Below are 12,441 nucleotides of genomic sequence, written 5' to 3'. Positions count from 1 at the left end.
TGAACTGTGTTGTTGCCTGCATGAAACGGGGCGCCTGCCGTAGTGCAATCACATTCAAGCGCCCCGCCGCACCTTGGATTACTTGAGGGTGAATCGAACCGAGGCGACGGATTTGCCGCCTTTGGTGACTGCCGCAACGGCTTTCGTTCCTGCTGCCACCTTGAAGCTGCCCGAAGCTTCCAGCTTTCCATCGACTGGCAACAGCTGGACGTCCTGCTTCTCAGTACCGGTCAACAGCGTGACCTTTGCCGCCATTCCAGCAACGTCTGCAGGCTTGCCATGGTCGCGGACGTAGAGCTGCAGCTTGTCGGTGCCGGACACAAGCTCATAGTCCACGTCTTTTGCCTGGGCCACTACACCGCCATGCAGCGGCTTTGTGTCGTGGTTGTCTGCGGCGATTGCTGCGCCGGAAATGAATACGGTGAGTGCGAGGAGAAGCTTGGTTGCTTTCATTGGATTTCCTTTGCTGAACAGAATAAAAAATGGGCCCCGCAAACTGCGGGGCCCGAAGGCCCATTACTGGGCGGAGGGAACTGGGTGTACAGGTTCTGCGGTCACGTCCTCAACCTGCTCGTCAGGCTTGTGGGCCAGGCGATAAAGGATGGGCAGGACCAAGAGCGTCAGGAGCGTCGAGGAAAGAATGCCGCCGATCACAACGGTGGCCAACGGGCGCTGCACCTCGGCCCCGGTTCCCGTAGCGATGGCCATTGGGATGAAGCCCAGAGAAGCAACGAGTGCCGTCATGAGCACGGGACGCAGACGTGTCAGCGCGCCTTCACGGATCGCATCGTCCAGTGCAACGCCTTCCTCTCTCAACGTGCGGATGTAGGAGATCATCACCAGGCCGTTGAGCACCGCGACCCCTGAGAGTGCGATGAAGCCAACTGCCGCGGAGATCGACATGGGGATGTCGCGAAGCCAAAGCGCAAGGATGCCCCCCGTCAGCGCGAAAGGAATGCCCGTGAACACCAGCAGGCCGTCCTTGGCATTTCCGAACATTGCGAACAGCAGCACGAATACGAGCAACAGTGAGACGGGCACCACAATCTGCAGGCGCTTGGAGGCAGACTGCAGGTTCTCAAACGTGCCGCCCCAGCTTGTCCAGTAGCCCGTCGGGATCTTGATCTGCGCCAGGCCTTGTTCGGCTTCTGCAACGAAGGAGCCCACATCGCGGCCGCGCACGTTGGCGCTCACCACGATGCGCCGCTTGCCGTTCTCGCGGCTGACCTGGTTAGGGCCGGGGGCGAGCTCAAAGGAAGCGACTTCGGCAAGTGGGATGAAGTTGGTCCGCGCTTCCGCAGTGCCCGCTGAGCGAGGCAGCGGGATGGGCAGTCGCTTCATGCCTTCCATGTCATTGCGGATCGCTTCGGGCAGGCGCACCAGGATGTCAAATCGCCGATCACCCTCGAACATCGTTCCGGCTTCACGTCCACCGATGGCTGTGGCCACCGTGTCCTGGATGTCGGCCACGTTCAGGCCATAGCGAGCCGCCTTCTGGCGGTCGATATTCACCGTGAGCATCGGCAGCCCGGTTGTCTGCTCGACCTTCACCTCCGATGCCCCTTGGATCTTCTGCAGCATCGAAGAGATCTCTTCTGCCGACTTGTTCAGGACGTCCATGTCGTCCCCGAAGATCTTGACCGCGACGTCGCTGCGCACGCCGGAGATAAGTTCGTTGAAGCGCAACTGGATCGGCTGCGAGAACTCGTAGTTGTTGCCGGGAATCTTGCCGACCACCTCTTGGATGGCGGTAAGCAGTTCGTCACGAGTCTTGCGTGGCTCGGGCCATTGGTCCATGGGCTTGAGCATGATGTACCCGTCCGAGATGTTCGGCGGCATGGGGTCCGAGGCAATTTCTGCAGTGCCGGTTCTGGCAAATACCCGGTCGATTTCAGGGAACTTCTCTTTCAGCGTCCCTTCGATCTGGCGCTGCATGGCGATAGATTGCGAGAGGCTGGTACCGGGGATTCGCAGCGCCTGGATGGCAAGGTCACCCTCATTGAGTTGGGGAACGAACTCGCTGCCCATTCGGGTCGCGATCAATCCGCAGAGCACCACGGCCACTGCGGCAATGGAGAGCACTACTGCCTTGGCGGACATGACGCGATCCAGGAGCGGCGCATAGATTCGCTTCGCATGGCCGAGCAGGAAGTTTTCCTTCTCGCTGACCCGGTTGCCTATGAACAGTGCGACTGCGGCGGGGATGAAAGTCACCGACAGGATCATTGCGCCGACAAGTGCCGCGACCACGGTAAACGCCATCGGGTGGAACATCTTTCCTTCGACGCCAGTGAGGGCGAAGATCGGCAGGTACACCACCATGATGATGAGCTGACCAAACAGAAGGGCGCGGCGAGACTCTTTCGATGCCAGAAACACTTCATGGAAGCGCTCGGCCCGTGTCAGTGGTCGACCATGGTGGGCTTGGGCGTGCGCCAGGCGGCGAACGCAGTTCTCCACGATCACAACCGCGCCGTCAATGATGATGCCGAAGTCCAGCGCTCCAAGGCTCATCAGGTTGGCACTGACCTTGTAGTTCACCATGCCGGTGAACGTGAAAAGCATCGACAGCGGAATCACCGTTGCCGTGATCACCGCAGCCCGGATATTGCCCAGGAAAAGGAAGAGGATCACGATCACCAGGATCGCGCCTTCCATGAGGTTCTTCTTCACCGTGCTGATGGCCTTGTCCACCAGGACAGTGCGGTCGTAGACGGTGACCGCGTGCACGCCTTCTGGCAAGTTGCGGTTGATCTCCACCATCTTCTTGTCCACGGCTTGCGACACGGTACGGCTGTTCTCGCCGATGAGCATGAAGACCGTACCGAGCACGACCTCACGGCCGTTGTCCGTGGCAGCGCCAGTGCGCAGTTCCCGGCCGATCGATACGTCGGCGACATCCCGCACACGCACAGGGACACCGTTGGCACTGCTCAAGATCACGTTGCCGATATCTTCCATCGACTTGACCTGGCCAGGGGCGCGAACCAGGTACTGTTCGCCGCGCTTCTCGATGTAGCCCGCGCCAACGTTGCCGTTGTTGCGGTCCAGAGCAGTGACGATGTCTTGCAGCGTCACGCCGAGGGATGCCAGGCGCTCGGGGATTGGCGCAATCTGGTATTCCTTCGCAAAACCGCCGATGGAGTTGATTTCGGTGACGCCTGGAACATTGCGCAGCTGCGGCTTGATGATCCAATCCTGGATTTCACGCAGGTCTGTCGGGGTGTAGGGGTTGCCGTCTGGCTTCTTGGCTCCATCCTTGGTTTCAACCGTCCACAGGTAGATTTCGCCCAGGCCGGTCGAGATAGGTCCCAGCGCAGGGGTGATGCCTGCCGGCAACTTATCCCGGGCCTCCTGGATGCGTTCGTTCACCAACTGGCGCGCGAAGTAGATGTCGGTGCCGTCCTTGAAGATCACCGTGACCTGGGAAAGGCCGTAGCGTGACAACGACCGGGTCTGCTCCAGATTGGGGAGACCGGCCATGACCGTCTCGATGGGGTAGGTCACGCGCTGCTCTGTCTCCAGTGGTGAGTAACCGGCGGCTTGCGTGTTGATCTGCACCTGGACGTTGGTGATGTCCGGAACAGCGTCGATGGGAAGCTTCTGGTAGTTGAAGACGCCCAGGGCACCCATTGCAATGGCAGCGAGCAGCACCAGCCATCGCTGCTCGATCGAAAATCGAATCAGTTTTTCAAACATGTGTGAGGCTCCGTGATCAGTGCGTGTGCTCGGCGGACGCCTTGCCCAGTTCGGACTTCACGACGAAGCTGCCGGACGCTGCGTAGGGCGTTCCGGGCTTGATGCCCTGAAGAACCTCGATACGCTTGCCATCGCTGCGTCCCAACTGCACGGGCTGGGCAATGAAGCCTCCATTGACCTTGAGGAAGACAACAGGCTTGTCCCCAACCGTCTGGACTGCGTCTGCAGCGATCGTCACGGGCACAGTTGCCTCATCAGCCACGACCTCGACGTTCACGAACAGGCCTGGCCGCCATGCTCCCTTGGGGTTATCCAACACCACCCGCGCCTTGGCGGTTCGGGTTTGCTCACCGATGAGCGCGCCCACGAAGGCCACAGTGCCCGTCGCTGAAGCGTCGAACGCGGTGGCCTTGATGGTGACTTTCTCACCGACCCGCACGAGAGGGAGATCCTTGGCTGGAACGTTGATTTCCGCCCACACCTGGCTCAGATCAGAAATCGTGAACACGGCGGCGTCTTCCTTGACGGCTTCGCCGAGGCTCAGATGCTTCTCGATGACGATCCCATCAAAGGGCGCACGCAGCTCAAGCCGGTTCAGGCCCGAGGCGGAAGAGGACGACAGACCCAATGCCCCCAACTTCTGGTTGGCGTTGGCGACAGCAACTTCGGCTTCGTTGAGTGCCTGCTTGGCCTGCAGGTAGTCCTGCTCCGCCGAGACCTTCTGCTCCCAAAGCTTCTTCTCCCGCTCGTAGGTCGTCTTTGCCAAGGCCATGCGCTTTTGGGCCGTCTGCAGCTCGCTGCGCTGCTCCGATGCTGTGGGACTCGCGATAGCGGCCAGCACCTGCCCCTTCTTGACGACCTGGCCCAAGCTGGCGTTAACGCTTTCCACCACGCCAGCAAGGCGTGGAACCACGTGCGAGGTGCGATCTTCGTTGAGGCGGATCTCGCCGGGCAGCAGCAGCGCAGACTTGATGCTCGCAGCAGATGCCGAGTCAACGCCGATGGCTGCCGCCTTGATCTGGGCATCGGTCAGCTCGACCTTGCCTTCTTCCTTGCTCATCACGAACATGAAAGGCTCATTGCCCTTTTGCGCAATGATCTCGATGTCAAACGCGTGTGGTTCTGCCACGCTCTCGCGGCTCACCCACCCGTCCTTTTCCTGGATGAACGAGAGCGTCTGTTTTTCACCCGTCGGCCGGGTAATTGTTGCGGCGACCGTGGCGGCGCTCTGCGGCAGTGGCGTGTCCTTGTCGAACATCCAGACGCGAAGGCGCGGCTCGCCGCCGTCTTCCGCAAGCAGAGCTTCCAGGCCGAAGTCGCCTTCCTTGAAGAGGCTGCCACCGTTCGTCCCCTTGGACTCACTCTTCTCGTGATGCTCCCCGTCGGCATGGCCTTTGTCGTCATCATGGCCCTTGCCATCCGCTTTGCCATGGTGCTCGCCGTCTCCGTGCCCCTTGGCTTCAGTGTGGGTGCCGTGGCCGTGGCCATCTCCCTCACCGGCCGCAGCCTTCGTCTTGCCTCCCTGCAGAATGAGGGCGCCAGCACCAACGCCCATCGCGATGACGACGGCGATGGCGATCAGGTGCTTCTTGCTGATGCTTGATTTGATGGAGTTCATGGTCGATCTCAGTTTTGCTTGTTGGTCGGTGCATTGGGCGTCTGGCTGCCCAGGAGTCGGTCGATCTCCGCGGCTGCTCGATGGGCTTCGGCCAACGCCTTGAGGTACTGCGACTTGGCTGTGAAGTACGTGCGCTGTGCGTCGAGAACTTCGAGGAAGTTAAATTTGCCGTTCTCGAACCCCACGGTTGCTGCGTCGTAGGCCGACTTGGAACCAGGGAGCACGTCACCTCGCAACGCCTGCACTTCGGTAGTGATCGTTGCCAGTCGATCGTGGGCTTGGGTCACCTCGCTGTGCAGCCGCACGGTGGTGGCTTGCAATTCGTCCCTTGCTTTGTCCTCAAGCTTCAGGGCCTCCAGCAGGTTGCCCTGGTTGCGGTCGAACAGTTGTAGAGGCACAGACACTCCGAGCAGGAGCATGTTGCGCTGTGTCTCATTGCTGCGCTGCATACCTGCGCTCACAGTGACGTCCGGCACCCGCTTGCTCTGCTCCACCTCGGTCAAGGCGATGCGCCGATCCACTTCGACCTTGGCGACAACAACGGCAGGGGATGACGCAACCAGGGATTGCAGCGCCGCGATATCAGGAACGGCAGGAAGGCTCTCGGCCTCGCCTTCCAGCAGGAGGGTCATCCCGGTGGTTCGGCCCAACAGTGCATAGAGGCGGGTCAGTGCATTGCGCTCTTCGCCCGCCGCCTGCGCCAACTCCACGCGTATGCCGGCTTCCGCAACGCGTGCCTTCGTCTCCTCGACGGGGGAGACCTTGCCCGCAGCCACACGCTTCGCAACGGTGTCAGTGGATGACTTGGCAAGCGCTGCACTGTCCTTTGCCAAGGCCAACCGCTCTTGGGCCGTCAGTGCTTCGAAGTAGGCGGCAACCACATTGGCACGCACCGTGGATTTCACCTCAGCGAGCTGAGCCTGTGCCTGCTCCCGGGCCCTTTCCGCGGCCTTGGTCCGTGCCGTGCGCTTACCGCCGAGTTCAATCGGAAGGTTGAGCTGCCAGCTTTGCGTGCGCGTTTTGGACCGGGTGTCTTCGAGCGAGTACGCAAACTCCGGATTTGGGCGCGCGCGTCCCTGAATGACTTGCCCTTCTGATGCCTCGACCTGGCGCATGGCCGCGGCAACGTCTGCATTCCCTTCCAGTGCCAAGTCGATGGCCCTGGCCAACGACAACGGGGCTGCGGACGACGCCAACGCGCTGTGAGCAATTATCGATTGGCTTCCTTGGGTGCCTGCGGGCACGCCCTGGGCGAGCGCGACCGATCCGCTCGCAAAAATCGTGGCGGCAACAACTGCTGTGACCGCAAAACTCTTTCGGCCGGGTACAGCGACCAGGCGATTTGAAACATGAATTCCCTTGAACATCCGATTCTCCAGTGACCTTGAAACACGGGGAAATCGGCGGGATGGCAACAACAACGTCACCTAGCTGCTCAAGTCCATTTCGGCTGCGGCGCGCGCGGCGACTCCGCCCTATCGAAGGCGGATAAAGAATGGATCGAGGAAGAAGCCCCGCCGATTAGGCGAGGGAGGGCCACTGAGGGCGGTCTGGGGGGATGGGGCTGACGCCTGCTAGCGGTGACAAGACCGGGGCGTTCATTCCGTTACCGCGATCTGCAGGCATTTTGGAATCTGGCACGTAGACTGCACCGAGTCCAAGGCCATGGCATGAGCGGCAATCGGGGTCGAACTTGTCGAGATTCTTCTCGCCCACTTTGGCGTTGCCAACGGTCGTATCCGATTCATGCTGGTGTTCGTGATGACCCACGTGCTGCACAGTAGAGGCGGACGTAGCGCGCTCATGCTGGCAGTACGAAGCTACCGCAGCCCAGCTGAACTGGAGCGGTAGCAGTACGAGCATCAAAGCGACGACCCAGCGACTCATTTTTTCAGTCTAGCATGGCAAGTTGAATTCTGAGCACTAGGTATCGAAGAACAGCGCCGCAGCTTCACATGCCTCGGACGCTCCCCGTGTAGCCGCGTTCCGCTGCCACGTCCGCAGTGTGACTGCCACGGTACATGCCTGGAAATACGTCCTTGAGCATGCGCCCGTCTTCACCATTGGCGACGATCTCTCCGTGAAGAATTGCCTCGGCCAGTTCATGTTTGACTTCGTCGCGCGACTTCGGCGAAACAGCCGCCACTGCCTGCGAAGGATAGCTCCCTGGAGCGATCTCATTCAACTTAGCACCAGATTCGCCAGCGGCCATCATCTCTCCTGACTTGATCGCTTGGCCCAGTTCCTGCTGCACTTGCTCACGCGTCTTCTTGGGCGCGGTTGCTGCTTGCGCAGGATAGGCGCGGGGGTTCATTTGGCGTAGCGTCATGCTCGACTCACCGCTGCCCATGATGTCGCCGCTGCGAATGGCTTGGAACAGTTCAGCGCGAACCTGTTCACGGGTGAGTGGAGCCGATTGCGCAGAGGCGAGCAGAGGTGCGGCGCCCAGAGCGGCGAGAAGGAGTGCGGTCTTGAATTTCATGGTGTGGTCCTTTGAGTTAATGTGATTGAATAAATGAAGGGCGGATTACGGCAGCTGTTGGGCGTTGACCCACCCAGCTTCGCCGCCCATGTCGCGCATGCCATCTGCTGTGATCGGGTTGCGCTTGGCATATTCGAGCTCCTGCAGCACCTGGTCCCGGCTCTTGGTGAGGGTCGGCGCTTTGACGAGCGGGTAGGTGGCGGGATAGCCACGGCTGATCCATTGGAGCGAGCCGTCTTGCTGGGCTACAAGCACGGTATTGCGAACGGAGTCCCGGCTCACGGTGTTACCCAGGTGGTCGGGAGTAAACACAGCTCCCTGCTCCTGCACTGGGCTGGCGTGATAGGCCGACGCGGCGAACGAAGTCGTAGCGACGGTGGCCAGGCCAACGATGATGAGTGCGTTGCGAACTTTCATGATGTTCTCCAGTTGCACCGGACGCCTCTTTTTTTGGCTACCGGGGTGACACGCTTTGCATCACGAAGAGAAGTCTAAAAATCTCGCCCTATCAAGGCAGTGACTGCCGGATTACGCTTTTGACAGCTTGGATCTCCACTGCTGAGTTGGATACTCTTCGAACCTGAAACCTTGGGGCTGGCGGGAGGGCTCCTGATAGCAAAGTCGCTCAGTCCCCAAAGAACATACAAGATCGAAGCGGTCGCGCCGATCACGGGGCCAGGCCTCCGTGCGCCTGTCGGCGAGCAGGCCGAGTAGGTGGATGGCAAGCAATCAGGTAATTTCGGAGGGGCAAACTCGTTACTTTTCTTGCAGTTGATGTCGCGTTAAATGCGAAAGCCCCCATTGCCGACGCAAGATCAGAATGGTCTCTGCCGACCTGGAGCTGCCACGCTGAAAGTCGGTTTAGCAGCGATTGCAGTCGGTCAGGGTTATGTCGCTGGCTGGCCGCTGACCGCCAAGAAGCGGGCACTGGCTTTTGGCCACCTCCGGGTAAGTCACCCCGCCCGTCACCAAGCGTTCCATAGGTCGGCTGCCGCATCGACGAAGGCATCGCAGTTGGCCTGGTTCCAGCACACGTGGTGGCCATCCCGCAGCAAGTAGTACTGCTCGTTGGCGCAGACCAGATCCTTCTTGACGGCGTCACTGCGGTACCAGTTGATCACATTGACGACGCAGGTCTGGTAGTCGGTGTGGAACTTTTCGCTCGGCACGTTGTACAGCAGCCCCTCGAGGTAGTACGACGGGGCGACCCCCTTGGCGATCATGCCGTCGTCGACCAACCGGCTCCTCATGTTCTTGAAGATTCGCGCGACCGGCTTGAACCACTTGGAGGTGTCCTTGTGCTTCTGCGTCAGATTGGCGGAATGCTGTCGCGGGTAGTTCGCGATGCGCTCGCCCTTGGCGTTGTAGAAGCAGATGCCCTCGGTGAACTCCGAGTCGCTGATCGATTTGAACTTCGTGTACCGGCGGAACTGGATGGCAGAAATCACATCGGCCTTGCGCCGGGATCCGTTGGCGTCGATGGCGATGGCCTTGTCGCCGACTTGGACTGCATTGCCGTACTGGTCGACAAGCACTTTGACCACGTCTGCCTTGAACTCCACGTGTGTGTATGTGGCGCCGGTGAAGGCTGCTTGGTAGGCCGCCTTGTCTTCCTCGGAAAGCCGATCAATGTCCCTCTGAAAACAGTCATTGAGGCAGATGACGATGTCCACGTCGCTCTCGGCGTAGATGTTCGTGTCGTTGCCGTAGGAGCCCTGCAGGAAGACCTTGAAGTTCTTGCCGGTGTACGGCGTGCCGCTGCCTTCCAGGATGCCTTTGATGCTGTTGTACGTGGTCGACGACTGCGTGATGGACCCTTGGTGCGACCACGTATCGAGTTGGGATTCAGGGATGGCCATGGTTCGAGGTCTTTCAGAGCAGGAATGTGGCCAGTTGCTTTTCGTGCGCCGAGAAAGACTCTCGGCCGCGCGTGAACAGGACGTTCAATTTCCTGACGTCGTGCTCCAGCAGATCGGTGGCCATGGCCGGCTGGGTGAAGGCGTCGCTGATGCGGATGGTTGGCACGTCGTGAAACAGCACCTGACGCAGCTGGTCCATGGACTGGGTATTGATCTCCAGCGTCTTCTGCAGCAATTCGACACCGTAGAGGAAGTTCTTGGCGAACCACATGCTGAGCTTCTTGGGCTCCGGATAGACGCCACAGCCGACGCTGACAATGCGGATGTCCTCGCGCGCCCGCTTGAGCGCGTGCACAGCGTCGGCGATCGCATACAGGGTCGGGTTGTTGGCGCAGTACCCACCGTCGATCAATTCGATCTGCTCGCCCGTTGACGTCTTGACTGTGGTGCGCTCGAAGAACGGATAAGCAGAACAGGATGCCTGCACAGCGTCAGCGATTCGAACGCCGAAGCCTGGTACGAACGTCGCAGGCCGGCCGTGCGCCTGCTCGACGCTGCCCTTGAAGATCATGGGCCGCTCGCTCAGCCACTTCGCGGCAACGATGCCAACGCGAGTCTTGACGTCGGTGAACGCAGCGTCGAGGAACACCTCGTTGGCCAGCTTGTTGAGCGCCCTGGTGCGTGTCGCTCGCCTTCGGTTGGACATCACCTTGGGCACATGCTCGCGATAGAGCGCCAGGATTTCCTCGACCGTTTTACCCAGTGCTATCAGCGCCGCGATGATGGACCCGGTGCTGGTCCCGAAGATCAGGTCGAACTTTTCATGAAGTGGGCAGCCGCTCATCGCCTCGATCTCCTTAAGCACCCCCAAGGTGTAGAAGCCTTTGGCGCCACCGCCGTCCAGCGTCAGAACGCGCAGCGGCTTCGCCGGCGCGTCAACGGTATCCAGGATAGTCATTGTTCCCTCACTCGGTATCGCCGCCACGTCAGGCGGTTGCCGTCACGGATCGCAGCGTGGACCTTAGGCCGTCCATCGTCTGCTTGGCCGGGTCAGCGACGCCATGCTCTCTCGCGACCTGGCGGACCAGGTCGTCCATCTCGACCGACAGGCTTGTGAGCCCTTCGAACTTCTTCTCGGTATCCAGGATGGTGCGAAGTCCATCCGGCGTCTTGAGCTTTTTGGCCTCGGTGCGGTGCACCGCCAGATAGTCGAGGTGGCGCTGTGCCTCTCCAAGAATGGACATCTCGGAGACGATGCCGTAGCGGAGCCACAGCTCGTTGGCGTGGTACATCAAGGCCGCAATATCAAAGCTGGGCAGCGCGACGGTGCGGCCGTCGGCTTCCATGTCGGCCTTGAGCTGCTTGCACAGGCGGATGGCCTTGCGCAAACCGCCATAGGTGGCGTTGCATTGCTCGGTGATTCGGTGGATGTGCAGGAACGGCAGGTTCTCGATCGTCTTGCCGTTTTTGACATCGAGGATGGTGACGCCGCGGTCTCGCTCGAGCTGCGACAGTTGGTACTCGGCGGTGTCATGCCAGTGTGATGGAACAACGTCGACAAAGCGCCGAAGTGATCCCCCCGAGATGCTGACCGCCTTGGAGCCAGGTTCCACCGTAGCCCGCGGAAACGCGTCCTCCAGACAGGTGATGATCCCGCGACGAAGATTCGTCAGCACCGTGGAAGACATCCTGGCAGGCAGGCCAAGGTACACCCCGCGGCCGGCCATGACGCCGTGGCGGTCGTAGGTGAGATGACTCCTGTCTAGCGCTAAGAGGTCGACGTCGCTAACTCGTCGGATATGGACGTCGAGCGCGACCGAGCCCTGGATGCGGTACTCGGTCGGAATTCCTCGCGCGGCCAATCGCGGCTTGAGTTGATCCTCAACCCGTTTGGCCTCCTCAAGGCTCACCCGCGTGTACTGCGCGTCAACGGGCTGCATGGCCCCAATCGCATAGGCGGTGAACGGCTTGCTCTGGCGCTTCTCCTCCCACGACTCGTTGGATGGCGTCAGCGACTTGATCAACGCGTCGCGGGTCTCCGCCGCGTCCAGCAGCGTCCGCGTTGGACGGTCATCACCCACGCGTCGGGCGCGCAGTTGGATCAACCGCTTCTGTATGTCGGCCATGCGTCCTCCCTGGACTTACTCGTTCTGGCACTCCCCTGAGCGTTCTTGCGCCCTAGGAGTTGCTTGGCATGAACCGCGATGTTAGCGGTGTTCCAGGGACCCCCGCCCCTTTGTGCGCTGCGTCCTGATGCCACTGGTGCAGATCCTCATCTCCAAAGCACGACGAACACACCCGATCGGGCATGACCACTCCCTTATTGTTTTGCTTCCGCTCAGGGGCGGAAGCAGTCACCCGAAACCGCTGAGGCGAAGGACTGCAACCAGCCTGAAGCAGCCCACCGCCCCTCCCCTCCACATGCATCGATACATGAACCGCCTCAAATGAGGCGGCATTAATTTCTCAATACGGAATTTCCCCGACGGACTTTATTTACGTCCGACGCACTTTATTTGTTGGAGTCATTTTCATCAGCGTGCAGAACATCGATAAAGCTGACGACGCCTTTTTGGCACGCCGAGAATGATGCGGCGCGCGCCTTCCGCCGGGCAAGGGAAGACAGCGCGTTCTCGACGTCCTCTGTGGCCTTGAGCGTTGCCAGACGCGGGTGACTAAGATTTTGAGACTTGAATCTGCACACAAGAGGCCGGTGTCCGGCGCATGTACCGGTAGCGTCGAGAACGGGGCCGTGAATGAAAAGTCAGATCCACCGCAAGCAG

General features: G+C 60.3%; 10 protein-coding genes. All 10 read right to left on the bottom strand.

Annotation, left to right across the window (positions count from 1 at the left end):
- Positions 1-78: 78 nt before the first annotated feature.
- The gene (locus C8C96_RS23265) at positions 79-453 is read right to left on the bottom strand and encodes a hypothetical protein (RefSeq protein ID WP_056637607.1); all 375 of its coding nucleotides are present in this window, start codon (positions 451-453) and stop codon (positions 79-81) included.
- 63 nt (positions 454-516) lie between these two features.
- Positions 517-3,699, bottom strand: coding sequence for a CusA/CzcA family heavy metal efflux RND transporter (locus tag C8C96_RS23260; RefSeq protein ID WP_056637604.1), 3,183 nt, complete (start codon positions 3,697-3,699; stop codon positions 517-519).
- 16 nt (positions 3,700-3,715) lie between these two features.
- Positions 3,716-5,317 carry an efflux RND transporter periplasmic adaptor subunit gene (locus C8C96_RS23255; protein ID WP_056637601.1) on the bottom strand — a complete coding sequence of 534 codons (1,602 nt, stop codon included), beginning with the start codon at positions 5,315-5,317 and terminating at the stop codon, positions 3,716-3,718.
- A gap of 8 nt (positions 5,318-5,325) precedes the next feature.
- Entirely contained in the window at positions 5,326-6,684 is a 1,359-nt protein-coding gene (locus tag C8C96_RS23250; protein ID WP_056637599.1) for a TolC family protein, read from the bottom strand.
- 154 nt (positions 6,685-6,838) lie between these two features.
- Positions 6,839-7,204, bottom strand: a complete 366-nt coding sequence (gene czcI / locus C8C96_RS25465) for a cation efflux protein, CzcI family (RefSeq protein ID WP_343736098.1) — start codon at positions 7,202-7,204, stop codon at positions 6,839-6,841.
- Between the two features lie 64 nt (positions 7,205-7,268).
- Positions 7,269-7,799 carry a DUF4148 domain-containing protein gene (locus C8C96_RS23245; RefSeq protein ID WP_056637596.1) on the bottom strand — a complete coding sequence of 177 codons (531 nt, stop codon included), beginning with the start codon at positions 7,797-7,799 and terminating at the stop codon, positions 7,269-7,271.
- Between the two features lie 45 nt (positions 7,800-7,844).
- Entirely contained in the window at positions 7,845-8,216 is a 372-nt protein-coding gene (locus tag C8C96_RS23240; protein ID WP_056637592.1) for a hypothetical protein, read from the bottom strand.
- A gap of 548 nt (positions 8,217-8,764) precedes the next feature.
- Positions 8,765-9,658 (bottom strand): nucleotidyltransferase, encoded by an 894-nt coding sequence (locus C8C96_RS23235; RefSeq protein WP_199737511.1) that lies wholly within the window; start codon positions 9,656-9,658, stop codon positions 8,765-8,767.
- A gap of 13 nt (positions 9,659-9,671) precedes the next feature.
- Entirely contained in the window at positions 9,672-10,616 is a 945-nt protein-coding gene (locus tag C8C96_RS23230) for a patatin-like phospholipase family protein (protein ID WP_121943785.1), read from the bottom strand.
- 28 nt (positions 10,617-10,644) lie between these two features.
- Positions 10,645-11,784 carry a hypothetical protein gene (locus C8C96_RS23225; protein ID WP_121943784.1) on the bottom strand — a complete coding sequence of 380 codons (1,140 nt, stop codon included), beginning with the start codon at positions 11,782-11,784 and terminating at the stop codon, positions 10,645-10,647.
- Positions 11,785-12,441 lie beyond the last annotated feature (657 nt).

It is taken from the genome of Acidovorax sp. 100 (genome assembly GCF_003688355.1).
GTDB lineage: Bacteria > Pseudomonadota > Gammaproteobacteria > Burkholderiales > Burkholderiaceae_C > Acidovorax > Acidovorax delafieldii.
This window is presented reverse-complemented; position numbering and strand designations above follow the sequence as displayed.